27 protein-coding genes are annotated in these 24613 nt (G+C 67.1%); 9 read left to right on the top strand and 18 right to left on the bottom strand.

The window, feature by feature from the left end; genetic code table 11:
- The first annotated feature begins 161 nt into the window (after window positions 1-161).
- From lptF to RT655_RS15480, 4 genes are all read left to right on the top strand, one after another.
- The gene (lptF, locus tag RT655_RS15495) at window positions 162-1373 is read left to right on the top strand and encodes an LPS export ABC transporter permease LptF (protein ID WP_313538379.1); all 1212 of its coding nucleotides are present in this window, start codon (window positions 162-164) and stop codon (window positions 1371-1373) included.
- A complete protein-coding gene (gene lptG / locus RT655_RS15490) occupies window positions 1370-2467 on the top strand; it encodes an LPS export ABC transporter permease LptG (RefSeq protein WP_313538378.1) in 1098 nt (365 codons plus the stop codon). The genes lptF and lptG overlap by 4 nt, the downstream gene beginning before the upstream one ends.
- 38 nt (window positions 2468-2505) lie before the next feature.
- Entirely contained in the window at window positions 2506-3594 is a 1089-nt protein-coding gene (locus RT655_RS15485) for a hypothetical protein (RefSeq protein WP_313538376.1), read from the top strand.
- Between the two features lie 84 nt (window positions 3595-3678).
- On the top strand, window positions 3679-4221 hold the full coding sequence (locus tag RT655_RS15480; protein WP_313538374.1) for a PEPxxWA-CTERM sorting domain-containing protein: 543 nt from the start codon (window positions 3679-3681) through the stop codon (window positions 4219-4221).
- Window positions 4222-4280: 59 nt separating this feature from the next.
- Here the strand turns inward: RT655_RS15480 and RT655_RS15475 are convergent, their stop codons facing one another.
- Together RT655_RS15475 and RT655_RS15470 are read right to left on the bottom strand one after the other, a co-directional pair.
- On the bottom strand, window positions 4281-5072 hold the full coding sequence (locus RT655_RS15475; RefSeq protein ID WP_313538373.1) for a polysaccharide deacetylase family protein: 792 nt from the start codon (window positions 5070-5072) through the stop codon (window positions 4281-4283).
- 123 nt (window positions 5073-5195) lie between these two features.
- Window positions 5196-6302 carry a fatty acid desaturase gene (locus RT655_RS15470; protein WP_313538372.1) on the bottom strand — a complete coding sequence of 369 codons (1107 nt, stop codon included), beginning with the start codon at window positions 6300-6302 and terminating at the stop codon, window positions 5196-5198.
- Window positions 6303-6454: 152 nt separating this feature from the next.
- Here RT655_RS15470 and RT655_RS15465 point away from each other — a divergent pair, with 152 nt between their 5' ends.
- Entirely contained in the window at window positions 6455-7612 is a 1158-nt protein-coding gene (locus tag RT655_RS15465) for an N-acetyltransferase (RefSeq protein ID WP_313538370.1), read from the top strand.
- Between the two features lie 46 nt (window positions 7613-7658).
- Here the strand turns inward: RT655_RS15465 and RT655_RS15460 are convergent, their stop codons facing one another.
- From RT655_RS15460 to RT655_RS15425, 8 genes are all read right to left on the bottom strand, one after another.
- Window positions 7659-7922, bottom strand: coding sequence for a hypothetical protein (locus RT655_RS15460; RefSeq protein ID WP_313538368.1), 264 nt, complete (start codon window positions 7920-7922; stop codon window positions 7659-7661).
- A 95-nt stretch (window positions 7923-8017) separates the two neighbouring features.
- Window positions 8018-8272, bottom strand: coding sequence for a hypothetical protein (locus tag RT655_RS15455; RefSeq protein ID WP_313538366.1), 255 nt, complete (start codon window positions 8270-8272; stop codon window positions 8018-8020).
- A 242-nt stretch (window positions 8273-8514) separates the two neighbouring features.
- Window positions 8515-9285 (bottom strand): exodeoxyribonuclease III, encoded by a 771-nt coding sequence (gene xth, locus RT655_RS15450; RefSeq protein ID WP_313538364.1) that lies wholly within the window; start codon window positions 9283-9285, stop codon window positions 8515-8517.
- 10 nt (window positions 9286-9295) lie between these two features.
- On the bottom strand, window positions 9296-9640 hold the full coding sequence (erpA, locus tag RT655_RS15445) for an iron-sulfur cluster insertion protein ErpA (protein ID WP_313538362.1): 345 nt from the start codon (window positions 9638-9640) through the stop codon (window positions 9296-9298).
- Window positions 9641-9680: 40 nt separating this feature from the next.
- Window positions 9681-10856 carry a M23 family metallopeptidase gene (locus RT655_RS15440; RefSeq protein ID WP_313538360.1) on the bottom strand — a complete coding sequence of 392 codons (1176 nt, stop codon included), beginning with the start codon at window positions 10854-10856 and terminating at the stop codon, window positions 9681-9683.
- Between the two features lie 122 nt (window positions 10857-10978).
- Window positions 10979-11782 carry a ferritin-like domain-containing protein gene (locus tag RT655_RS15435; protein WP_313538358.1) on the bottom strand — a complete coding sequence of 268 codons (804 nt, stop codon included), beginning with the start codon at window positions 11780-11782 and terminating at the stop codon, window positions 10979-10981.
- The gene (locus RT655_RS15430) at window positions 11779-12252 is read right to left on the bottom strand and encodes a peroxiredoxin (protein WP_313538356.1); all 474 of its coding nucleotides are present in this window, start codon (window positions 12250-12252) and stop codon (window positions 11779-11781) included. Before RT655_RS15430 ends, RT655_RS15435 begins: the two co-directional genes overlap by 4 nt.
- A 10-nt stretch (window positions 12253-12262) precedes the next feature.
- Window positions 12263-14935, bottom strand: a complete 2673-nt coding sequence (locus RT655_RS15425; RefSeq protein WP_313538506.1) for a bifunctional [glutamine synthetase] adenylyltransferase/[glutamine synthetase]-adenylyl-L-tyrosine phosphorylase — start codon at window positions 14933-14935, stop codon at window positions 12263-12265.
- Between the two features lie 85 nt (window positions 14936-15020).
- On the opposite strand from RT655_RS15425, the gene RT655_RS15420 reads away from it, so the two are divergent.
- Entirely contained in the window at window positions 15021-15218 is a 198-nt protein-coding gene (locus tag RT655_RS15420) for a hypothetical protein (protein WP_313538354.1), read from the top strand.
- Window positions 15219-15221: 3 nt separating this feature from the next.
- On the opposite strand, the gene RT655_RS15415 is transcribed toward RT655_RS15420, so the two are convergent.
- From RT655_RS15415 to RT655_RS15405, 3 genes are read right to left on the bottom strand one after another with little or no spacing between them, the layout of a single operon-like run.
- Window positions 15222-15554, bottom strand: coding sequence for a 2Fe-2S iron-sulfur cluster-binding protein (locus RT655_RS15415; protein WP_313538352.1), 333 nt, complete (start codon window positions 15552-15554; stop codon window positions 15222-15224).
- Entirely contained in the window at window positions 15551-16819 is a 1269-nt protein-coding gene (locus tag RT655_RS15410) for a cysteine desulfurase family protein (RefSeq protein WP_313538350.1), read from the bottom strand. Before RT655_RS15410 ends, RT655_RS15415 begins: the two co-directional genes overlap by 4 nt.
- The gene (locus RT655_RS15405) at window positions 16816-17892 is read right to left on the bottom strand and encodes an aminotransferase class V-fold PLP-dependent enzyme (RefSeq protein ID WP_313538348.1); all 1077 of its coding nucleotides are present in this window, start codon (window positions 17890-17892) and stop codon (window positions 16816-16818) included. The genes RT655_RS15410 and RT655_RS15405 overlap by 4 nt, the downstream gene beginning before the upstream one ends.
- Between RT655_RS15405 and RT655_RS15400 the strand changes: the two genes are divergently transcribed.
- Window positions 17892-18641, top strand: coding sequence for an alpha/beta hydrolase (locus tag RT655_RS15400; RefSeq protein ID WP_313538346.1), 750 nt, complete (start codon window positions 17892-17894; stop codon window positions 18639-18641). The two genes, RT655_RS15405 and RT655_RS15400, sit on opposite strands and share 1 nt — an antisense overlap.
- A gap of 12 nt (window positions 18642-18653) precedes the next feature.
- On the opposite strand, the gene RT655_RS15395 is transcribed toward RT655_RS15400, so the two are convergent.
- The 4 genes from RT655_RS15395 to RT655_RS15380 form a co-directional block, all read right to left on the bottom strand.
- A complete protein-coding gene (locus tag RT655_RS15395) occupies window positions 18654-19541 on the bottom strand; it encodes an alpha/beta hydrolase (protein ID WP_313538344.1) in 888 nt (295 codons plus the stop codon).
- 118 nt (window positions 19542-19659) lie between these two features.
- Window positions 19660-19848: a hypothetical protein gene (locus RT655_RS15390; RefSeq protein ID WP_313538342.1), complete on the bottom strand. Its 189-nt coding sequence runs from the start codon at window positions 19846-19848 to the stop codon at window positions 19660-19662.
- Window positions 19830-20042: a hypothetical protein gene (locus tag RT655_RS15385; RefSeq protein ID WP_313538340.1), complete on the bottom strand. Its 213-nt coding sequence runs from the start codon at window positions 20040-20042 to the stop codon at window positions 19830-19832. Before RT655_RS15385 ends, RT655_RS15390 begins: the two co-directional genes overlap by 19 nt.
- Window positions 20014-20982 carry a threonine/serine dehydratase gene (locus RT655_RS15380; RefSeq protein WP_313538338.1) on the bottom strand — a complete coding sequence of 323 codons (969 nt, stop codon included), beginning with the start codon at window positions 20980-20982 and terminating at the stop codon, window positions 20014-20016. The genes RT655_RS15385 and RT655_RS15380 overlap by 29 nt, the downstream gene beginning before the upstream one ends.
- 154 nt (window positions 20983-21136) lie before the next feature.
- Here RT655_RS15380 and RT655_RS15375 point away from each other — a divergent pair, with 154 nt between their 5' ends.
- Window positions 21137-22366, top strand: coding sequence for a type III PLP-dependent enzyme (locus RT655_RS15375; RefSeq protein WP_313538336.1), 1230 nt, complete (start codon window positions 21137-21139; stop codon window positions 22364-22366).
- Window positions 22367-22551: 185 nt separating this feature from the next.
- Complete coding sequence (locus RT655_RS15370) at window positions 22552-23631, top strand: 1,9-bis(guanidino)-5-aza-nonane synthase (protein ID WP_093297500.1); 1080 nt, start codon at window positions 22552-22554, stop codon at window positions 23629-23631.
- A 199-nt stretch (window positions 23632-23830) separates the two neighbouring features.
- Here the strand turns inward: RT655_RS15370 and RT655_RS15365 are convergent, their stop codons facing one another.
- Window positions 23831-24604 (bottom strand): SDR family oxidoreductase, encoded by a 774-nt coding sequence (locus tag RT655_RS15365; protein WP_313538504.1) that lies wholly within the window; start codon window positions 24602-24604, stop codon window positions 23831-23833.
- Between the last annotated feature and the right edge of the window lie 9 nt (window positions 24605-24613).

Here is a 24613-nt window from a genome sequence, read left to right as displayed (position 1 = left end):
CGTCACCCCCGGCAGCATCCCTGCCCGCAATGCGTCAAGCGGCATGACACTTTCCGGGTGGCATCGGCGTTCAGCACGGCTATACGCGACCGGATCGTTTCCGCCCGTTTTCCGTTACAGGGGCGTACGGATCAAGCTCTGAAGGACGTTCAGCGAACAGCATGAATTCGATCGATCGCTACATGGCGCGGCTGATCGCGGTGCCGCTGATCTCCACCCTGATCATCTCCGCGATGCTGCTCGTGCTCGATCGCATGCTGCGGCTGTTCGAGTTCGTCGCGACCGAGGGCGGTCCGGTGAGCGTGGTGTGGCGCATGCTTGCCAACCTGCTGCCCGAATATCTCGGCCTCGGCATTCCGATCGGGCTGATGCTGGGCGTGCTGCTCGCCTTCCGCCGCCTCGCCACTTCATCCGAGCTGGACGTGCTGCGCGCGGTGGGCGTCAGCTACACCCGGCTGCTGCGCGTGCCCTTCATGTACGCGATCGTGCTGGCGGCGGTGAACTTCGCGATCGTCGGCTTCGTCCAGCCGACCTCGCGCTACAATTACGAACAGCTTCGCTTCGAACTGCGCTCGGGCGCGCTCGGCGCCTCGATCAAGGTCGGCGAATTCACCAGCTTCGGCTCGAAGATGACGCTGCGGATCGAATCGAGCCAGGACGAAGGGCGCGACCTGCGCGGCATCTTCGTCGAGATGACCAACAAGGACGGCACCCCGCTGGCGGTGACCGCGCAGAAGGGCCAGTTCCTCCGCGCCGACGATCCCGACACGATCATCTTCCGGCTGACCAACGGTACGCTGGTTCATTACGACAAGAGCTCGCCGGTGCCGCGGGTGCTGACTTTCACCAGCCACAACCTGCCGATCCCGCTCCCCAAATATGAGCAGTTCCGCAAGCGTGGCGACAGCAATATCGAGCGCACCTTGCCCGAGCTCGCCGTGATCGGCCGCAACCGATCGGCGAACGAGATCGATCGCGAGACCAGTCGCTCGGCCTTCCACTATCGCATGGCCGAAGTGACGACGATGTTCCTGTTGCCGATGCTGGCGGTAGCGCTGGCGATCCCGCCCAAGCGCTCGACGTCGATGCTCGGCGTGTTCCTGTCGATCCTGATGATCGTGACCTATCACAAGGTCAACGAATATGCGCAGGGCGTGGGCAGCCTGGGGCTGATCGATCCGATCATCGCGCTATGGGTGCCGTTCTCGATCTTCGCGGGGCTGACCTTCTGGATGTATTACACCGTCGCCTATGTGCCCGGCGGGCAGCCGATCGGCGCGCTGGAACGCGTCTTCGCCAAGACGGCCAAGCTGATCGGCCGTCTGCTGCCCGGCGCCAAAAGACGGCGCCGCAAGGCGGAGGCGGCACGATGAGCCTGCGCGGCCTGTTCCCCTCGCCCACCGTGTCGTTGTACATGGCGCGGCTGTTCGTGTTCCGCACCTTCGCGCTGCTCGGCGCGCTGGTGCTGGTGTTGACCTCGCTCGACCTTCTGACCGAGAGCGCCGGAATCCTCGCCTATCCGGGCAACGGCAACGCGCAGATCCTGCACTATGTCACGCTGCGCGTGCCGCAGATCATCTCGACCTTCCTGCCCTATTCGGTGCTCGGCGGCGCGATCTTCACACTCGCCCAGCTCAACCAGAACAGCGAGATTATTGCGCTCAAGTCGGGCGGGCTCTCCGCGCACCAGGTGCTGGCGCCGCTGATGCTCTCTGGTCTGGTCGTTGCGGGCCTCTCCTTCGTGTTCAACGATCGCATCGTCAGCCGCGCCACTGCGACGCTCGAGCAGTGGAAAAAGGTGGAGTATGCACCGCTCCCCGTCGATCGCGGCGATCGCGCCAATGTGTGGGTGCAGGCCAGCGGCAACCTGATCAATGTCCAGCAGATCAAGGGCAAGGGCGACGCCGCTCAGCTGTACGACGTCACTGTCTACCAACGCGACAAGGGCTCGCTCGCGTCGATCCTCACTGCCAAGCATGGCGCGCGCGCTGGCGACGGCTGGCGAGTCGACGGCGCCAAGCGGTTCGACGTGGCGAGCGCCACGCTGACCCCGGTCGCCGATACGGTCATCGGGCAGGGCGTGCGTCCGGACCAGTTCACCCTTGCCCATGTCGATCCCAATTCGAGCTCGTTCGGCGAGTTGCGCATGGCGATCGGCGAGTTGAGGGCGGCCGGGCGGCCGACCAAGGCGCTCGAAGGTTCGCTGTGGCACAAGCTGTCGGGGCCGCTTTCGGCGCTGCTGATGCCGCTGCTTGGCGCGGTGTCGGCGTTCGGCCTGGCGCGTTCCGGCAAGCTGTTCGTCCGCGTGGTGATCGGCATGGCGCTGGGCTTCCTCTATTTCGTCGCCGACAATTTCGCGCTGGCGATGGGCAATCTGGGCGCCTACCCGCCCTTCCTCGCCGCCTGGGCGCCGTTCCTGCTGTTCCTGATGATCGGCGAAGCGGTGCTGCTGCGAACCGAGGAATAGGCTATCCAGGCGGCAACACCCGCCTGAGGCTTTTCGCGATGGTCCGATCCAACGCCCCCTTGCTCGCCGCCAGCGTTCTGGCGCTCGCCCCTGCCACGGCCCGGGCTGCGCCCGAGCAGGTCTACCAGGGCACCGTCGGCACGGCGCCGGTCGTGATGATGCTCAGCGAGGACAAGGCCGAAGTCTTCGGCCAGTATTTCTACCTCCGCTCGCGGCTCGACATCGATCTATCGGGCAGCGTCCGGGGCCAGACGATCGATCTCGCATCGCGGGTGACGGGCGACAAGCTGCATCTGACGCGGAGCGGCACGACGCTGAGCGGCACGCTGACCACCGCCAAGGCGAAGCGCCTGCCGGTGAGCCTGCGTCCGGCGGGCGTGGCCGAGAACCTCCCGGCCGACCTGCCGCCCAAGCTGAGCGGCTATGAACGCTGGCATCTCACCGGCCTCACGCTCACCGCGCAGCAGGCGGAAACGATCAACGGCAAGACGATCCGCTGGTACCGTGAGCCGCTCTCGGGCATCCGCCTGTTCCGCATCGAGCGTGGCTATGCCGCTCCGGCGCTGGCGGCGGTCAACCATACGCTTGCCCGCAACCAGTGGCAGGACGTCTCGGCGTGGTTCGGCTGCATCGGTTATGAGGGCGGCCCCGGTACCGACGTCGCCGAGGCGCAGAAGCCTTGGCTGGGCACGAACCACATAAGCTATTTATGGAATGCGAGCTGGAGCTGCGCCGGCGCCGCGCACCCGGACTTCGCCACCGTCGGCTACAGCTTCGACATGCACACCGGCCGCGAACTCAGGCTCGACGACCTGCTCCCTTTCGGACCGGCACCTGCGGAAGATAGTGACGCCTGGTACGGCTATCGCGGCAAGCGCTTCGCGCCGGGCGTGGTGACGCTGCTCAAGCGCTACCATCCCGCGGAAATGACCAAGCCGGGCCGGGACGACGAAGACGGCTGCGACTATTCGGATCCCGACGTGTGGGACTTTCCCGGTTGGGCGCTATCCGACAAGGGGTTGTGGCTCGGGGCTACTTTCGCCCGGGTGCAGCGCGCTTGCGATGCGCCGGATTGGGCGATCCTTCCCTGGTCCGCGCTGGGCCTCAAGCCGGGCGAACAACCCTAGACATAACTTCACGATTTTGCATATACTGCCTCGGGGGCAAGCTACAGGGCCGAACAACACGCCCGTAGTGCAGGAGAGGGATCAATGCAAAAATGGCTTCTCGGCGCGTGCGTGGCCACGCTGTTTTCGACGAGCGCAGCGGCGCAACAGCATTTTACCTTTACCGCGAACCTGAACGACTCCCTCCCGCACGGCCAGATCACGGGAACATTCGACGGCACGCTGAACGGCAATATGATCACAAATCTGTCGAACGTTTCGGTGACGTACAACGGCACGCCTTTCCCGATGAACGGCGCGCTGAACGTCTTCCACTACGACGATTTCGATGAATGGTGGCTGCCCAACGGCGCTACCGCGTCGCTGGACGGGTCTCAGAACAATTTCCTGTTCATCGACGGCACGTTTAGCGGCTCCCATTTCACGAGCTTCTTCTACGGCAGCCCCTGGTTCGGCGATCGCTCGCAAGTGAATGGCATCGTCTCGAATACCTACGGCCACAGCACGTTTCGCGCGCAGCTGGTGGCCGTCCCGGAACCCGCAAGCTGGGCGCTGATGATCGGTGGCATTGGCATGACGGGCGCGGCACTACGCATCCGGCGGAAGCCGGTGGCCCGCTTCGCCTGAATGCGCCGGTGCCGTTCCGCCGCGTGCGGTAGGCACCGGGGCATTTCCGTCCGAGCCCGCTAGCGCGCAGGGTGCGCCTTGGCCCAGTCGAGCGCGGCCTGTAGCGTCGTCACCCAGATCTCGCTGCGATGCTGCGCCAGCCAGGTGACAAAAGCGCGATGCTCGGCGTCGGGCACGGCCTGGTAGTCGCCGCCGATGCCGTGGAACAGGAAGACGGCCCATCCGCCGCCCTGCTCGGCCTCGCGCGCATAGGCGATCATCTTCTCCGCCGTCGCGCCCTCGCCGAAACCGCGGGCAGGAACATGCATCGGGTCTGCTTGGGCGACATTGGCGTGCGCATCTGCGGGCGTGTCCGCCACGCCGCGCACATAGGTGACGGTGGCCGCCTTGCGCAGGTCCTCCAGATAGTCCTTGCCGCCCGCGAGACTCTGCCCGCAGGGCGTCGCGAAGCCGTGGCCGTCCTTGCCGTCCAGCGCGCGCAGCAGCACGTTCTGCTGCGCGATCTCGCGGAGCATGCTGGTGACCGTATAGGCCTCGCTCACATAGCGCGGATCGGCGGGATAGACGTCATGCGTGCAGGGATGGAAGATCGTGTGGTTGGCAAGTTCGTGCCCGCCCTTCGCCACCGTCCGCCAGCGCTCCACATCGGCCTCCTTAACATTGGCCAGGAAGAACGTGCCCTTCAATCCCGCCGCATCGAGCGTCGGAATGGCGTGGTCGAGCTGCGAATCGAGCGCATCGTCATAGGTGAGCACCACCGCCGCCTTGGCGCCGTTCGGCCACCGCGTCTGCGCCGCGGCCGGGACGGCCATCCACGCGCAAAGTACCGCTGCCGCGCAAAGCTTCCGCATCACCCTCTCCTACCGCTGTGGATTCCAGCCTAGCCGCAGGGCGGAGACGCGCAAGCCGCGTACCGAAAAACAAAAGGCCGGCGCACCACCCGGTGCCCGGCCCTTTGTCCGTCGCGTCGGCGCTCAGCGCTGGCGCATGGTGCCCTGTGCCAGCTTCACCACCAGCCCCGACAGCGTCGGGTAATTGGCCTTGTGATAGGCCGAGTCCGGGCCCACCGCAGCGGCCAGGCGGCGATGCGCCTCACCAAGCGCGTGATAGGGAACCGCCGGCAGAAGGTGGTGCAGCGCGTGGTACCGCAACCCGACCGGTGCCCAGAAATACGGCAGAACGCCCGGTCCCGGCACGTTGACGCTGTCGAGATACTGCGCCGTCACCGTCAGCGGCTCGCCTTCATTCTCCCACAGATGCGCAACCAGCGTGCGGACCTGGTTGATCACCGCCGAGCAAGCGACGATCGCGACATAGGCGAGGAAGGCACGCAGCGGCAGGATGCCCGCCACGGTGATGCCGATCAGCGTGATCGCGAACAGGCTGGCACCCAGCTCCTGCCAGAACCACTGGCGGCGGAAGTCGCCCTCGGGCGCGCGGCGCTCGAACTTCGGGTTGATCTGCAGCCCCGAATAGCGCGCCACGACAAGCCGGCGCAGCTTCGGCGAGAAGAGCGACAGCGGTGCCAGCACCGCGAAGCGGAGCAGCAGCCCGATCGGCATCAGCACCGAGACGAGCAGGAACAGCGGCAGCGTCCACGGCTTCATCAGCGCCAGCGGCAGATATTCCGGATCCTGATCGGTGCCGTAGCGGGTACGGGCGTGGTGGATCGTGTGGATGCCCTCGTACATGAACGACGGCAGCAGCAGCGGCACGCCGACGAACATGTTCCACGCGGTGCGGAAGCCCGGCAGCAGCGAGTGCTTGAGATGGGTGATCTCGTGGATGAACAGCTCGGCCCGGTAGAGCGCGAGCACCGCGACGATGCCGCCGATCACCGCCACCCAGGGCGAGGCCGCGAACATCGCGGTCGCCATGCCGGCATAGCCGATCGCCGCCGAAAGGAAGCAGTCGGTCCAGTACTTCGCCTTGTTGGGCGTGTGAAGATCGCGGGTCAGCTCCGCGGCGGCGCGCAGCATGGCGCGGTCGTCGGGAACGCCCGAAAGCCGGATGCGCGCGATCGTCGCCGCAATCTCGGCGTCCGGTGCGTCCGGATGATCGAAGGCTAGCGATTGGGTCATGGGTAGTGCCATTGGCCTTAGATAGTGGCTACAAGGTGGCATTACAGGGCGTCCATTGGGCCGTTTCGCCCCGCTGCATGCCTGACGCTTGACAGGCGCCCCCGGACGCAAGACTGCATTGCGCCGTATCAAGAATTTCTGGGGGATTCCGCGTGGCTAGTGCCGATCTCAAGGTCCGGCCCGTTTCGGGCAAGGCCGATACCAAGGCGTTCATCGAACTCGCCTACCGCCTGAACGGCGACGACCCCAACTGGGTCGCACCGCTTCGCGACGAGGTGGCCGGCACGATCAACCCCAAGAAGAATGGCTGGTTCAGCCATGCCGAGGGCCAGTTGTTCCTCGCCGAGCGTGGCGGCAAGGTGGTCGGCCGCGTCTCCGCGCATATCGACACGCTGGCGCTGCAGATGCCGCCCGAGCAGGGCTTCGGGCCCGGCACCGGCTTCTGGGGCCTGTTCGAGGCTGAGGATGCCGAGGTCGCCGCGGCGGTGATCGCCCAGGCAGAAGACTGGCTGCGCGCCAAGGGCATGACCAAGGCGCTGGGCCCGGTGAGCCTGTCGATCTGGGAGGAGCCGGGCCTGCTGGTAAAGGGCCATGACCATCCGCCGACGGTGCTGATGGGCCATCATCCGGCGCGCTACCAGGGCTGGATCGAGGCGCAGGGCTATGGCCCGGCGAAGAAGCTCGTCACCTATGAGCTGGACATCAGCAAGGAATTCCCGCCGATCGTGCAGCGCATCGTCGCCGCCGGCGAGAAGAATGCCCGCATCCGCATCCGCGAGGTCAACAAGGCGAAGTTCGCCGAGGAAGCCGCGATCATCCTCGCCATCCTCAACGATGCCTGGGGGGACAATTGGGGCTTCGTGCCGCTGACCCAGCCCGAGGTGGACGATGTCGGCAAGAAGCTGAAGCCGCTGGTGTTCAACGACCTGATCCGCATCGCCGAATATGACGGCGAGCCGGTCGCGTTCATGGTCACCCTGCCCGACCTCAACGAGCCACTGAAGCCGCTCAAGGGATCGCTGCTGCCCTTCGGCTGGGCGAAGCTGCTGCTGTGGCTTCGCCGCCCCAAGGCGCGGACGATGCGGGTGCCGCTGATGGGCGTGGTAAAGCGCCTGCAGAGCTCGCGCATGGCGAGCCAGCTGGCCTTCATGATGATCGAATATATCCGTCGCGCCTCGGTGACCCATTATGGCGCGAGCCGCGGCGAGATCGGCTGGATCCTCGACGACAATCAGGGGATGATCGCGATCGCCGATGCGATCGAAAGCAAGATCAACCGCGAATATCTGATCTACCAGAAGGCGCTGTGATCGGTGCGGCAGCGGGCGGGCCTTCCCGCCCGCTGCCGGCCGAGGCTCAGCGGTTCGCCAGCGGGTCGATGCCGGTTTCCTTGATCCACTGATCGCGCGTCTTGCACTGGCGCGGGCGGGCGATGCGGCTGCCCGTGACCGCCTCGGGCTGCACGCAGACACGCACCGAACCGGCCTCCGTCTTGGCAGTGCTTTCGACGCGCTTGTCCTTGTCGGACGCGGCGCTTGCCGGGGCGGCGGCGACGGCAACCAGCGCGCAGGCGCCGAACAGGGTTGCGCCGATGCGAGCGGTACGAGCGACGTTGATCATGTGTCTTCTCCTGAAAATGGCGTGCGGGATCGTTCCGCCGCACGCGATGCGGGGGTTGTTACGCTTGTTGAAATGTCAGCAGTGGTCGTGGGCGATCAGTATTCGTGCAGGGGATCGTTGCCCTCGCGGATCCACGCCTCGCGGGTCTTGCACGCCTTCGTCTTCTTGCGCGTGCCATCGCTTGCCTTGCGCTCGACGCACCAGACATGGCGTCGCGCGTTCGGGTCGAGCGTACGCAGATCCTTCTTCGCGGCCGGCTCGGCTTGGCCGGGCTTCGCCATGGCCTCGGCGGATGCCGCCGCGGTCAGGGTTGTCGCGAGGAGCGTCGCGGCCGGGATCAGGCCGAGCATGTTAGATGGGAGAGTTGCGCGCATGTGCGGTTCCTGTCTGCTTCGAGGGCCGGCGCTCCTTCGCTTTCGCCGGTACCTCGATGTTTTGCAGGACCCGTGCCAGTTTTACGTAGCAAGCAATATCAACAACTTAGCCAAAGTCATTTAAGTGTAATAGCGCCATAATACAGCGGATTTGGCCTGAAGTTGGTGCAGAGCACCATTATCGCTGCCAAACCTCGAAATCGAAACAGGCAACGCGGTTAGCGCAGCGTCACCCAGGTCGGCGTATGATCGCTCGCCTTTTCGCGCCCGCGATATTCTTTGTCGACGCCGGCGCCCGTGAAGCGATCCGCCGCCTGGGGGCTGAGCAGCAGATGGTCGATGCGGAACCCCGCGTCGCGCTGCCAGGCGCCCGCCTGATAGTCCCAGAAGGTCCACACGCCGCCTTTGGGGAAGCGCGTACGCAGCGCGTCGGTCCAGCCTTGGGCGAGCAGCATCCGGTAGCGCTCGCGCGATTCAGGCTGCATCAGCGCATCCTCGGCCATCGCGCGTACCGAGAAGGTGTCATCGTCATTGGGGATGACGTTGAAATCGCCCGCGAGGATCGCGGGGCGTTCCTCGGCGAGCAGTTGCGCGGCCCGGTCGTATAGACGGTCCATCCAGCGCAGCTTGTAGTCGAACTTGGGGCCCGGCTGCGGATTGCCATTGGGCAGATACAGCCCGCCAACGATCAGATCGCCGACTTCCGCCTCGATGTAGCGGCTATGGGCATCCTCGGGATCGCCTGCGAGGCCGCGCTGGCGCTCGACCGGCTGCTGGCCCTTGGCGAGGATCGCGACGCCGTTGAAGCCCTTCTGGCCGTGCCACACCGCGCCATAGCCTGCCGCCTCGATCGCGGCGATGGGCAGCGTGTCGTCGGAACTCTTCAACTCCTGGAGGCAGACGATGTCCGGCTGCTGCTCGGCGAGATACTCGACCAGGCGATCGATCCGCGCCTTGATGCCGTTGACGTTGTAGCTGACGATTTTCAAAGGCTTGCGCTTAGATCGAGAAGCTGGTGCCGCAGCCGCATCCGGATGCCGCATTGGGGTTGGTCACCGCGAAATGCGCGCCGCCGAGATTGTCGATGAAATCCACCTGCGCGCCGCGGACCAGATCGAGGCTGACCGAATCGACCACCAACTGCACGCCATCGACTTCGGCGACGCTGTCATCGGCCTCCACGCCCTCGGCCAGGCCGAAGCGATACTGGAAACCCGAACAGCCGCCGCCTTCCACCGAAAGCCGCAGGATCGCGGGCTTGGCCTGCTTGGCGGCAATCGCGGCGACACGCGCCGCAGCGGCGGGCGTCAGCGCGATGGTGGGCTGGTCGATGGTCGTCGTCATGGGCGTCAGATAATGCGCCCATGCCCGTCCGGCAATGCGCTCAGCGCTGGCCGCGCGGACCGCCGACGCCACCCGCAACCGGCGCCTGCGCGATATATTCGCCCGACTGGATGAACGGGATCGGATTGATCGCGCGACCATCCAAGCGCACCTCGTAATGAAGGTGCGTTCCGGTCGAGCGGCCGGTCGAGCCCATCAGGCCGATGATCTGGCCGCGATGGACGCGCGTATTGTCCGCAACCAGGATCTTCGAGAGATGGCCGTAGCGTGTTTCCATGCCGCGCCCATGGTTGATCTCGACGAGATTGCCATACCCGCCCTGGCGTCCGGCATGCGAGACGATACCATCGGCCGTTGCGTAGATCGGCGTGCCCATCTGGCCCGGGATGTCGACGCCCGCGTGCATCGCTGCGGTGCCGCGGAACGGGTCCGAACGAACGCCGTAATGCGAGGTGAAGCTGACATGCTGCACCGGCTGCATCGACGGGATCGAGATGGTGCTCGATTCGATCGAGTCGAGCTTCTTCCAGGTCTCGAACAGGGTGCGAAACTGGGCGTCCGCGTCGGCAGTGGTCGCCGCGGCTGCGTCCTCGTCGCTGACCGCCTCATACGGGCCGCCCATGGCGACGGTCACCTTGACGAAGCGATTGGGCGCGAGCCCGAGATGCTGAAGCTGCGCGGCGGCCTGGCGCACCCGCGCCTCGCCGACCTTCTGCGCCTGCGCGGCGAGCGCGACCTGGCGCGCCTCGACCTTGTGGAGCGGTGCGACAATCTCGTCGGTCAGCGCGCTGGTCTGCGGGGACGCAGCGGCGAGATCGGCCTCGAGGACCGAGCGATCGGCCTTGCCCGATACGACCGCGTTGAGCACTGCCTGGCGCTGCTCGATCTTGGCAGCCTGCAGCTTGGCAGCTTCCTTGGCGGCGGCGACTTCGGCGCGCATATGGGCAACCTCGGCGCGCATCGCGGCGACCTGCGCCTCGGGCGAACCCGCCACCGGCGCGGTATAGGCGATCGCGCCGGCCATCGCCTGCGACATGCCATAGCCGGAAAAAAGCACGGTCAGCGTCGCGGCGGAGGCGAACAGCGCCTGCGACCGGCCGCCCACGCTGAAGCGACGCAGCTTGCCGCCTTCGTGGAGAATCACATCACGAGTGGTGAAGAAGTCCCGGAACTTGCGTGCGAAATCGTCGTTCTTGCGTTCAGACGGTACAGCCATGAGTCCCCGGCGCATTCATGGAAGCGAAGCCGGGCGATCCGGCATTGCACTTCAGGATGATGCGGACGGATTGGGCAGCCCCTGACCTCGCCGTCCCGCTTGGGGACTCTTTTGGAGGATAATCAGCCGGCAGCAAGCGCTTGGTAGTAATCCCGCGTCAGACCGGCTGCTTCGCGCGCCGAGTCGTTGAACGGTGGCTTAACGGCCCCACGGAAATGCGTGCGGACAAGCTGGTGCCAGGTCGTTTCGGGATTGCAACCACCGGCCTTGCAGGCCGACTCAAACCACGCCGTACCAGCCCGTACGTGCCGCACCTCGTCAGTCAGAATGCGCGTCAGAATCTTCGCCGTCACCGTGTCACCGACGGCGTCGAACCGCTCGATTGTCGCGGGCGTGACATCCAGCCCGCGCGCCTCCAGCACCATCGGCACTACGGCCAGACGCGCCTTGACATCGTGCGCAGTCTCGGCGGCGGCATCCCATAATCCGTCATGGGCGGGTAGCGCGCCATAGTGACTGCCGAGGCCGCGCAGCCGCCGGTCGAGCAGCGCGAAATGCATCGCCTCGTCGGCACCGACGCGCATCCAGTCGTCGGTGAAGCCGGTCGGGAACTGCGCGCCAAAGCGGCCGATCAGGTCGAAGGCAAGGTCGATCGCGACGAATTCGATATGTGCGAGCGCGTGGATCAGCGCGATCCGGCTGCGCTCGGAGCCGCCGCGCCCGCGCTTGGGCATGCGGTTGGGCGGCAGCAGTTCGGGCGCATCCGGCCGCGCCGGACGATCGGGCATGGCGACGTCGAAGCGGACGTCGAGGCGACCCAGCCGCCAGTCGCGCGCGGCGGCCCGGGCCCGCATCACCTTGTCGGTCGGGTCGGCGGCATCGAGTACCGCCCGCACCGCCGCGCCCACGCTTTGCCTTTGGCTCACCCGAGCGCCTTTGCCGCGTCCAGCACCTCGGCGGCATGGCCGGGCACCTTCACCTTGCGCCAGGCGCGCACCAGCATGCCCGCGGCATCGAACAGGAAGGTCGAGCGCTCGATGCCCATATATTTCTTCCCATACATCGACTTCTCGACCCACACCCCCAGCGCCTCCATCAGCGCCCCGTCCTCATCGGTGGCGAGCGGCACGGTGAGCTCGTACTTGGCGGTGAACTTCTGATGCTTTGCGGGCGGATCCTTCGAGATGCCGAGCAGCTTCACGCCGAGCGCCTCGAACTCCGGCATCAGCGCGGTGAAGTCCTGCGCTTCGCGGGTGCAGCCCGAGGTATCGTCCTTTGGATAGAAATAGAGGATGAAGGGCGCGCCTGCGCCCCATTCGGGAAGCGCGATCGCGCTGCCGTCCGCCGCCACCAGCGCGTTCCTGGGGAGCGCGTCGCCCTGCTCGATGCTCATCATCTGGTCTCCGTCACGTGCCGGCCTGTATCGCGGCCCAGCAGTCGCGCACCTCCTGCCGCGTCGCGTCGAGCGTCGCAACCACCGCTTCCCAATCGGGCAGACCCAGCGCGCGGGCAATCAGCGCGCGGGTGCGCTCGCCCGGAGGCTGCGCATCCGGGGCGACCAGTCGCAGCGTCACCAGCAACCGGGTGAGGAAGTCGTGCGCCGGTCGCAGCGGCGGGGGCACAATCCGCTGTCCCGCCAGCGCGTCGATCGCCCTGCCCAGCTGCGGATCGAAGCCGTTGCGATGGCAGAGCTGCTGAACGTGCACCGCGAACTCCAGGTCGACCAACCCGCCATCGAGCAGCTTGGCATCGAGCGGCCCCGCCGGCGGCTTGTGCGCGGCCATGTCGGCGCGCATCTTGGCGGCATCGGCGAGGATGTCGCGATCCGGCCGGGCGCCGTGGAGCACACGGCTAATGATCGCCTGCACCTGCACGCGCGCCTCGGACGAACCAAATACCGGGCGGGCACGGGTCAGCGCCATATGCTCCCAGGTCCAGGCGTCCTTTTCCTGATAGCTGGCAAAGCCTTCGAGTGAGACCGACAGCGGGCCCTGGGCGCCTGAAGGCCGCAGCCGAGTATCGACTTCATAGAGTGGCCCGGCGGCGGTAGGCACCGAGAGGGCCGCCGTCACCCGCTGCGCCAACCGGTTGTAATAGGTCACCGCGCCGAGTGGCCGCCGTCCGTCCGATTCCGCCGCATAGTCGCCGGTGAACAGGTAGATCAGGTCGAGGTCCGAGGCATGGGTGAGCGCCCCCCCGCCCATCCGCCCCAGTGCGAGGATCACCAGCTCGCTGCCGGGCACATGGCCGTGCTGACCGGCAAACTCCGCCACCGTGGCGGCGGCGAGCACCTCGATCGCCGCCTCGGCAACTCGGGCATAGCCGGCGGACACGTCGAGCGGGTCGCTCGCCCCCGCGACGATCTGCGCGCCCAGGGCGAAGCGCTTCTCGTTGACGATTCGACGGACATGTTCGAGCAGCCACTGATAATCGGCCCCCCGCTCGGCGGCGGCCATGGTCGCCATCAGGTCAGGTACGGCGCCGACGGGCGCGAGGGCGCTGGCGTCGATCAGCCCGTCGAGCAGTTCCGCCCGGCGGCCGAGCTGCTCGGCCAGTGTCGGCGCATGGCTGAGGATCGCGCTGAGCAGCCGGGTAAGCGCCGGCTGCGCCTCAAGCAGGCGGAAGATGTTCACCGCGCTTGGCAGCCGCTTGAGCATCGCATCGAAGCGGGTGATCGCATGCTGCGGATCGGGCGCGCCGCCGAATCCCGCCATCAGCGTCGGCAGCACCGCCTCCAGCGCACTTTGCGCCGCCGGACTGCGCAGCGCTGGGTAGGTAGCGCCGCGCCAGCCCTCCACCACGCGACGCGCGACGTCGGCGTCGGCGAAACCCGCCTGCGCCAGCCGCTCGCCCAGCGTATCGGGATCGCTCGGCAGCCCACTGCCGCCCGCCTCGGCCAGCGCGTCATAAATGCGGCCGACCCGCTCGACATGCGGCTGGAGCAGCGCGATCAGTGCCGCGCCGTCCGCCACCCCATGCAGTCGCGCGACATGGTCGAGCGCCGCCGGATCGCTCGGCAGCGTGTGCGTCTGGCGGTCGTCGATCATCTGCAGGCGATGCTCGATCGTGCGGAGCAGCACATAGGCCTCGTCCAGCGCTGCGGCCTCGCCCGCATGGATCCGCCCCGCGGCGGCCAGCGCCGCGAGCGCATCGCGGGTGGCGGGCACGCGCAGCGCGGGGTCGCGACCGCCATGGATCAGCTGGTGGATCTGCGCGAAGAACTCGACCTCGCGAATGCCGCCGCGGCCGCGCTTAAGATCATAGCCGGGCCCGAACCGCTGACCCTGCTGGTAGTGGTCGCGGATGCGTCGCGAAATCTCCTGGATCTCGCGGATCGTCCCATAGTCGAGCGCACGCCGCCACACGAAGGGACGGATCGCATCGAGGAAGCTCTCGCCCAGCGCGGTATCGCCACCGGCAGCGCGAGCGCGGATGAAGGCCGCGCGCTCCCAGGGCAGTGCCTGGCTTTCATAATAGCTGATCGCCGCTTCCACGGGCAATGCGATCGGCGTCACCTCGGGCGAGGGCCGCAGCCGCAGGTCGACGCGGAGCACATAGCCATCGCCGTCACGCGCCTGGAGGATCTCCAGAACCCGCCGCGCAATCCGCACTGCCGCATCCTCGGGCACCTCGCGCGGGCGACAGGGCAGCGTCGCAGGGTCGAAGATCAGGATCGGGTCGATGTCCGACGAGTAATTGAGCTCGCGACTGCCCTGCTTGCCCAGCGCGATGGCGGCAAAACCCCGCAGTTCGGCATCGGGGGTGCGCTCGCGGATCGCGGCACGGATCGCGCGATCGAGCGCCTCGTCGGCGAAATCGCTGAGCAAACGGGTGGTGCGGCCAAAATCATAGCTGCCCGACAGATCCCCGACGGCCGCGATCAATGCGAGCCGCCGCCGCTGGATGCGCAGGGCCTGTGGCTCGGGCATGTCGGTCGTGGGGGTAGCTGCAAAGCCGATCGGATCGGCGAGCGCAACCGCCGGATCCGCGACAATGTCCCCCTCTCGCCCGGCAATCACGGCAAGAAATGGAGAGTGCTGGGCAATCCGCGCAAGCACGGCAGAGAAATCAGCTTCGATCACGAGAAACCTTATCGTCCAAAAACCGCACAGCTGCGATGAACTGCAACTATTTGAAGCAACGAATGCATCGGATGACCGTTAGGTGACCGTGGTTCAGACGATCCCCTCCAAGGCCCAGACGGCAGATTCGGCGACCCCCTGTCGCATCGAGCCGCCGCGTGCGTGCGACGGGATCGGACGGGCGATCGCCAACGCCTATGCGCGGGATCTCGGCCTGCCGCAGGACATGGCGATGCTGCTCGCCAAGCTAAACGACCGCGATCCTCGCTGCGCCTGGTAGGCGTCACCGCCCCTGCATGTCCCGATGCGCGCTCGGCATGCGCACGGTCAGCCCGTTCAGCGCGTCGGTGAGCAGGATCTGACAGGCGAGCCGGCTGGTCCGCACTGCACCCATCGCCAGATCCAGCATGTCCTCCTCGGCTTCGCTCGCCGGCGGCAGCCGTTCGAAATCAGCCGCCGAGACGATGACATGGCACGTGGAGCACGCCATCTGCCCCTCGCACGTTCCTTCCAGCGGCTGACCGGCATTCTGCGCGACTTCCAGCAGCCGCGCGCCCGGCTGCGCCTCCACTTCCTGGACCGCACCGCTCGCCGCCTCGAACCGCACCCGGATCATGCTGCCACTCGCTGGGCGTCGGCAGCGGCGCAAATGCGGTCGAGTGCGGTCATCAATTCCTCCTCGGTGGTCCTCCGGCCGAAGCCGATACGAATGCTGGAACGCGCCTGCGCGTCCGAGAGGCCCAACGCACGCAGTACGTGGCTCGGCCGTCCCGAGCCGCTGGCACAGGCCGAGCCAGCGGAAAAGGCGATGTCGCGCAGGTCGGACATCAGCCGGGCGACGTCGAGGCCATCGCGGCGAAGGCTGAGATTGCCGTGGTAGCGGTGGCTGGCGGAGCCGTTGAGGGTCCAGCCTCTTATTCCCCTCCCGCCTGCGGGAGGGAGTGTCAGGTTGGCCATGCCCCCGGCAGGGTCTGAACAGCGCGGGGCGCTGTTCACCTGATCACTGGGAGGGTGAGAGAGGGTCGCGGGCGACATCGGTGAAGAAGGAACCTCCACGTCGCACCCTCCCCCATCCGCTCCCGCAAGCGGGAAGGGGGATAGTTGGAATCGCTCGGAGGCTATCGCGAACAAGCGGGCGACATGCGCCGCATCCTCTGCGCCCCGCGCGCCAGCCACCCTAGCCGCAGCTCCGAACCCGGCACACAGCGCCGGCGACAGCGTCCCCGAGCGCCCGAGCGCTTCCTGCCCCCCGCCGTGCAGCAGCGGCGCCAGCGTCACCCCCTCGCGCACCCACAGCGCGCCGATACCCTTGGGTCCGTGGATCTTGTGTGCGGAGATTGCCACCAGGTCGCACGTCGGCGGGATCGGCACACGGCCATAGCCCTGCACCGCGTCGCACAGGAACAGCGCGCCCGCTTCGTGCGCGATCTCGGCCAGCGCCGCGATCGGCTGGACCACGCCGATCTCGTTGTTGACCAGCATCGCCGCGACCAGCCCGGTGCCCGGCGCGATCGCCGCCCGGGCGACCTCCAGATCGACCAGCCCGTCGGCGCCCACCGGCAAGATCGTCACCGGTCGGCCGGTCGCGGCCACCGTGTCCAGCACCGCCGCATGCTCGGTGGCCAGCGTCACGATCGACCCGGAGGTGCCCTTGATCGCCCAGTTGAGCGCCTCGGTCGCGCCGCTGGTGAAAGCGAGGCGCCCGCCCGGCGGCAGCAGTGCCGCCACCTGCGCCCGCGCGACTTCCACCGCCGCCCGCGCTGCTCGGCCCACCGCGTGGGGCGAATGCGGATTGGCATGCTGCGACTCCAGCCAGGGTAGCATCGCCGCCAGGGCCTCGGGGGCAAGCGGCGTGGTCGCCTGATAGTCGAGATAGATCATGCGGCCCGCGCCCGTGCGTCCTCGAAGGTCGCGCGCCACAGCGCTGCGAAGCAATCGACATCGGCCTCGGTGGTGCTCCGCCCGAAGCTGACGCGCACGACTTCGCGCAGTGCAGGCTCGGTCCAGCCCATCGCGGTCAGCACATGGCTGGGCCGCATGCTGCCAGAGGAGCAGGCGCTGCCCGCCGACACCGCGACGCCCGCAAGATCGAAGCGGATCAGCTGCGCCGCCGAGGACACGCCCGGCATCCGATAGGCGCCGATCAGCGGACTGCGCGGGCTCTCCGCCCCCACCACTTCGCCCCCAACCGCGAGAATCGTCGCCTCCAGCCCCGCGCGCAGCCGAGCCATTTCCGCCAAGTCCTCGGGCACCGCCACGGCGGCCGCGTAGCCGAGCGCACCGGGCAGGTTCTCGGTCCCCGCGCGATAGCCCTTTTCTTGCCCGCCGGTCGGCAGCAATACGCCCAGATCGCGCACCAGGAGGGCGCCGATGCCCGGCGGCCCGCCACGCTTGTGGGCGGAGACGGCGACCAGATCGGCATGGCGCAACACCTCCGCATCGGCATGCGCGGGCATCTGCGCGGCATCGACCAGCAGGAGACCGCCTGCACCGTGGACGATGTCCGCAATCGCCGCGATCGGCTGGCGCACCCCGGTTTCGCTGTTCGCCCATTGCACGCAGACCAGCGTCCGGCCCTCGTCCTGCAGCGCGGTCGCAAGGGCATCCAGGTTCAGCAGACCGCCTGCCCCCACCGGCAGCACCGTCGCGCCTTCGCCAAGCCGCAGCACCGCGTCATGCTCCACCGCGGTGATCAACCGACGGTCGGCGACGCTGCGCCCCATCGCGATCGCCAACGATTCGCTCGCGCCGCTGGTCAGCAGCAGCTCGTGCGCCCAGCCATAGGCCGCGGCGATCCGCCGCCGGGCATCCTCCAGCGCCGCTCGCGCCGCGCGCCCGTCGCCATGCGGCGAGGAGGGGTTCGCCCAGCGCTGCATCCCCTCCACCACCGCCGCCACCGCTTCCGGCAGCATCGGGGTCGTCGCGGCGTGATCCAGATAGAGTCGAGCGGCCAATGGCGTTCCAATTGCGTGAAGGGACCCGCTGCCTATATAGCGACCTAGTTCCTGCGCTCTACCGCGCATCTCCCTATCGAACAGGACCTGCCTTGCCCGAAGTCATTTTTCCCGGACCCGAAGGCCGCCTCGAGGGCCGCTTCGCCCCCGCCCCGCGCCCGCGCGCACCGGTTGCGATGATCCTCCACCCGCATCCCAATGCGGGCGGCACGATGAACAACCGCATCGTCCAGGATCTCTACAAGACCTTCCAACGCCGGGGCTTCGCCACGCTGCGCTTCAACTTCCGCGGCGTCGGCAAGAGCCAGGGCGTGTTCGACAACGGCATCGGCGAGCTTTCGGACGCCGCCAGCGCGCTCGACTGGGTGCAGAGCTTCCACCCCGAAGCGTCGTCCACCTGGGTTGCTGGCTTCGGCTTCGGCGCCTGGATCGGCATGCAGCTGCTGATGCGCCGCCCGGAAATCCGCGGCTTCATCTCGGTCGCGCCGCCGGCGAACATGTTCGACTTCACCTTCCTCGCCCCCTGCCCCAGCTCGGGCATCATCATCCAAGGCGAGCAGGACGAGGTCGTCACCCCCGGCGCGGTGCAGAAGCTGGTCGACAAGCTGCGCACCCAGAAGCACATCACCATCCACCACGATACCATCCCGGGCGCGAACCACTTCTTCGAGCACGAAATGGAGCAGCTGATGGGCTCGGTCGACCGCTATCTCGACATGCGGCTCGATCCCAACTGCCCGATCCGCTGAGGATCCTGCGGCTCAGCGCGACGCGAACGTCGCGCTGAGCCAGCGATCGACCACAGCGGTGGCGGGATAGTCCGCCTCGCCCAGTTGGCGGTTCATTGCAACATGGCCGCGCAGGCCCCGGCCCTCAAAGCCCTGCAGCTCCACCTTCGATCCTTCCGCACGCAGCGCCTTGGCGAGCGCTTCGGACTGGCGCATGCCGTCCTCACGCTGCACGTGGAGAATCAGGAACGACAGCACGTTCGGCCCCTTGGTGTGCGCGATCGGCGACAAGGCGCGCTGCCGTGCCGGATCGGTGCCGAACGCCTCCCTATAGATCGGCGCCATGAAGCCGCCGGCCTCGGCCATCTGCGCGGGCACGTCATAGGCCGCGCCGTCGAGCAGCACCACACCGCGCAGCTGATCCAGCATCAGATCCTGCGCATGGATGTAGCGTGGATCCGTGGCGACCAACGCGGCGAGATGCGCGCCGGCGCTATGCCCCATCAGCACCATGCGGCTCGGGTTGAAACCGAGGTCGCGCGCGTGCGCCACCAGCCAGGCGAGCGCGGCCGCAACGTCTTGCGCCTGCTGCTCGACGGTGGCGCCGGGTACCAGCCGATAGTCGATCGTGGCGAAGGCATAGCCGTTGCCGGTGAAATGCCGGATCTTGGCCGCGCCCGTCGCATTGTCCTTGGAACCATGCTCCCAGCCGCCGCCATGGACGAAGACGATCAGCGGCGGCGCGCTGCGGGTAAAGACGGTCGGCGGGTAGTAATCGAACTTCTGCTCGGGCGCAGTGCCATAAGCGAGGTTGCGCTTCGGCGCGAAGGCCGAGGGCGCCGCCGGCTCGACGTGGTGCTGGGCGAGCACGGGCGGACCCGCGAGGAACAGTCCGGCTACCACCCACCCGATCGCGCGCATCCTGGCTCTCCTGCTGCGGGCGGCAGGATATCGCAGATGGGCAAGCGCCGGCGACTCGAAATAGGTCGCAAGATGTAACGATCCCGCGGAGGGGAGCGCAGGTTGCGACGTCGCAGCCCTACACCGTCCAGATCAGCACGTTCGCCAAAATCACCAGCACGCAGACCAGCATCAGCACGCCGCGCTGCCGATCGCCGCGGCGGAGCACGGTCACCCCGCCCCAGGCGAGCGCGAACACCGCCAGCATGGCGATGCCCATGGTCAGCGGATACAGGCCGGCAAGCCCGCTCAGGTCACCACCGCCCATACGGTCACGCCCGTGACGACGCAGACGCAGCAGCAGGCCGCGGCCCCCGCCAGCTTGGGATCGCTGCGATAGGCAATGCGCAGCGCGAACCAGAGGAAGTGGCCGAGCGCGAGCGTGCCGATACTGGCGACCTGGGCGATCGCCCCGCCGACCGGATTCCCGCGATCATTCCGTGCCCCCGAGCGTCCGCGCATATTCCTCCTGGTCGACGTTGCCGCCCGAAACGATCACCAGCGTCCCGGGTTCCGCCGGAATCTTGCCACCGAGCAGCGCGGCGATTCCGGCCGCCCCGCCCGGCTCCACCACCAGACGCAGCTTTGCCGCCGCCCAGCGCTGTGCCGTTCTGATCTCCCGCTCACTGACTGCGATGCCGGTCGCACCACGCCGCGCAAGCACCTCGAAGGTAAGCGAAGAAACCCGCTGCGTCTGTAGCGAATCGCACGCCGTCGGCGGCGGATTGTCTCCAACCGGTTCGATCCAACCCGATTCGAGACTCCGCCGCATGTCGTCCCAGCCCTCGGGCTCTACGGGGAAGATCTCCGCCTCGGGCAGCGCCAGCGCGATCCCGGCGGAAAGCCCGCCGCCGCCGCACGGCACCAGCACCCGCGCCGGCACTTCCAGTCCCGCCTCGGCCATCTGCTTGGCAGCCTCGATCCCGGCGCTCCCCTGCCCCTCGATGATCCAGGTATCGTCGAAACTCGGCACCAGCGCCGCGCCGCGGGCATGGGCGAGCTGCTCGGCGATCTTCTCGCGGCTTTCGGTGCGGCGGTCGTAGCGGACAACCTCGGCGCCGAGCGCCAGCGTCGCCTCGAGCTTCACCTTGGGCGCATCGGCCGGCATCACGATCACCGCTGGGATGCCGAGCCGCTTCGCCGCCCAGGCCACGCCCTGCGCATGGTTGCCCGAGGAGAAGGCGACCACGCCCTTGTCGCGCACCCGTTCGTCGAGCGCGGTCAGCCGGTGCCACGCGCCGCGGATCTTGAAGGCGCCGATCGGCTGCAGGCTTTCGGCCTTGAACGCGACCGGCACGCCGCGCACTTCCTGCACCAATAACGGGGTCGGCGGCAGGATCGCGCCCACCTTGGCGGCGGCATCGCGGACCCCTGCACGGGTAGGCTGTCGCAGAATCGTCACAGAGCATCCCTCACCGTGAAAAAACGGACCCTGGAATCACTTTACACGGGGGTCCGACGCGCATATGTGCGCTCCTCCGCTGCCCCATGGGACTTCCAACCGCAAGGCAGCTTTTCGTCAATGTTTGCCTCGCGGCATTTGGAGGTCCCTTGAGTTGCACAAGCATCATCGCGCGCTGGGGTTAGCGACCACCCAGATCGGCACCGCCCGTGTAGCCGACATCGCTAAGCTTCGTCCGGTCCAGCCGGTAACGCTCGTCCGCCCGCACGCCGCATCGCGTGCGGCCCGGTTCTTCGCCGAGAAGTTCCCGGGTCGTTCGATGTATGCCGTGAAGGCCAATCCCTCGCCGGATCTGATCCAGATCCTGTGGGAGAGCGGAATCACGCATTTCGACGTCGCATCGATCGCCGAGGTTCGCCTCGTCGCCGGTGTCGCGCCGGAAGCAACCCTGTGCTTCATGCACCCGGTAAAGGCTGAGGAAGCCATCGCCGAGGCGTATTTCGAGCACGGTGTTCGCGTCTTCAGCCTGGACAGCATGGAAGAGCTGGACAAGATCGTTCGCGCCACCAAGGGCGCCACCGATCTCACGCTGTGCGTACGCCTCCGCGTTTCGTCGGATCACTCGAAGCTCAGCCTCGCGTCGAAGTTCGGCGTCGGCCCGGGCGAGAGCAAGGACCTGCTGATCGCGGTTCGCCAGGTAGCGGATGCCCTGGGCATCTGCTTCCATGTCGGCAGCCAGGCGATGTCGCCCGAGGCCTATGCCAATGCGATGGAGCGCGCTCGCGCCGCCATCGTCGAGGCTGGCGTAACGGTCGATGTCGTCGATGTCGGCGGCGGGTTCCCGTCCAGCTATCCCGGCATGGAGCCGCCGCCGCTCGAGCGCTATTTCGCGACGATCCACCGCGCCTTCGAAAGCCTGCCGATTTCCTATTCGGCAGAGCTGTGGGCCGAGCCGGGCCGCGCGCTGTGCGCCGAATACAGCTCGCTGATCGTGCGCGTCGAGCGTCGTCGCGGCGACGAGCTGTACATCAACGACGGTGCGTATGGCGCGCTGTTCGATGCGGCACATATCGGCTGGCGCTTCCCGGTCCGTCTTCTCCGCGAGCCGGATTCGAATGCCAAGGACATGGGCTTCAGCTTCTACGGCCCCACCTGCGACGACATGGATCGCATGGCGGGCCCGTTCGACCTGCCGGCCGACATCCAGGCGGGTGACTATATCGAGATCGGCATGCTCGGCGCCTATGGTGCTGCGATGCGTACCGGCTTCAACGGCTTTACCGCCGGCGACACCGTGATCGTCGACGACGAGCCGATGGTCTCGCTCTACACCGGCGAAGACGAGGCGGCGCAAGCCACGCCGTCGAACGTCGTCAAGCTGTAATCAGCACGTCTTACCTGACCTCGTGCCCCTCCCGCTTGCGGGAGGGGTCGGGGAAGGGCATGGCGTGTTCCTGGTTGGGAGCGGCCGAACAGCCCCTCCCCTAACCCCTCCCGCAAGCGGAAGGGGCTTTATGGGTTTCCGCGTCCCCTTTGAATGACGGCGGCCATGTGAAAATGGGAGTTCCCATGTCCGACAGCCTCACCAAGACCGCGGCGGCCAACGCCCCGATCAACGACAACCGCAAGGCCGAACTGCTTTCCAAGCAGGTCAAGCACATCGACATCAAGAGCTTCGACGCGCGTCCGATCGTCGACGCGATGAGCGACATGAGCTTCACCAGCCGCGACCTCGGCCGCGCGACCAAGATCTACAACGACATGCTGGCCGACAAGGACTGCACGGTCTGCCTCGTGATCGCGGGCTCGACATCGGCCGGCGGCTGCATGGACCTCTATGCGGATCTGGTGCGCAACAACATGGTCGACGTGATCGTCGCCACCGGCGCCACCATCGTCGACATGGATTTCTTCGAGGGCCTGGGCCACAAGCACTATCAGGCGCTTGAGATCCCCGACGACGACACGCTGCGCTCGCTCTATATCGACCGCATCTACGACACCTATATCGACGAGGAGCAGCTCCAGGACTGCGACTTCACGATCAACAAGATCGCGAACGAGCTGGAGCCGCGAGCCTATTCGAGCCGCGCCTTCATCCGCGAGATGGGCAAGTATCTGTCGGAGCACGGCAAGAAGGAAAACAGCCTCGTCAAGCTCGCCTATGAGCATGACGTGCCGATCTTCTGCCCGGCGTTCGTCGACAGCTCGGCCGGCTTCGGCCTCGTCAAGCACCAGGTCGACCAGATGAAGGCCGGCAAGCCCTACCTGATGATCGACGCGGTTGCGGACTTCCGCGAGCTGACCGAGATCAAGATCCAGGCGGGCACCACCGGCCTGCTGATGATCGGCGGCGGCGTGCCGAAGAACTTCATCCAGGACACCGTCGTCTGCGCCGAGATCCTCGGCCACGAGGATGTGGAAGTGCACAAGTATGCGGTACAGATCACCGTCGCCGACGTGCGCGACGGCGCCTGCTCGTCCTCGACGCTGCAGGAAGCCGCCAGCTGGGGCAAGGTGAACACCGGCATCGAGCAGATGGTGTTCGCGGAAGCCGGTTCGGTGATGCCGCTGCTGGCGAGCGACGCCTATCACCGCGGCTACTGGAAGGACCGCGCCAAGCGTGGCTGGGCGAAGCTGTTCGCCTGAGCCTTTTCGGGACCAACAAAGCAGACGGCCGGGGAGCGATCCCCGGCCGTTTTGCTATCAGATCCTCCCCGGAACGGGGAGGGGGACCATGCGCAGCATGGTGGAGGGGGAGCGCCGCGGGCGAGTCCCTCGTGGAGATCCCCCTCCACCACGCGGCTGCGCCGCGCAGTCCCCTTCCCCGTTCCGGGGCGGATCTGGGTCACCCCTCGACCGCTTCCCGCGCAGCCTTCGCCATCGCGGTCAGCTGCGCCAGCGTTTCCTCGAACCGCCCCTCGCGCTCGGCATCGCGGAGGAACTTCACCCGCTCGACCAACACCTCCTTCGGCGTCGGCTGCTGTCCGAACAGCGCCAGCACCTCGTCGGCAAACTCGTCGAGCGGCTGGTAGCCCGGCCGCTGGCTCTGCCCCGGCGTCAGCTCGGTCTGCACCGCCGGCGGCGCGAGCTCGATCACCTCGACCTTCCCCTCCAGCATCGTGCGGAGCGACACGGTGTAGCTGTGCATCGCCGCCTTGGTGGCGTTGTAGGTGGGCGTGGTGACCAATGGCACGAAGGCCAGGCCGGACGTCACGTTGACGATCGCTGCATCGGGCGTCGCCGCGAGATGCTCGACGAGCGCGTCGATCAGCCGGATCGGCCCGAGCAGATTGGTCGCGATCGTCGCCTCGGCATCGGCGAGGTCACGCTTGACGTCGAGTCCCTCGAACCGCATGATCCCGGCATTGTTGATCAGGACGTTCACGGTGGGATGCGCCGCCAGCAGCCGCGCGGCGAAGTCCGCCACACCCTCGGCGCTTTCCACATCGAGCGTCAGCGCATGCATGTTCGCCCGCCCCTCGCAGGCCGCCTCCAACGCCTCTAGCCGCCGGCCCGCGACGATCACGGTGTTGCCCGCGTCGTGGAACCGGTGCGCGAGCGCCTCGCCGATGCCCGAGCCGCCGCCCGTGATCAGGATGGTGTTGCCGCTGGTCTTCATCATCGCCTC

This window comes from Sphingomonas sp. (genome assembly GCF_032114135.1).
Lineage (GTDB): Bacteria > Pseudomonadota > Alphaproteobacteria > Sphingomonadales > Sphingomonadaceae > Sphingomonas.
Note: the sequence above shows the minus strand (reverse complement) of the source record. Positions and strands in the feature narration are given on the sequence as shown.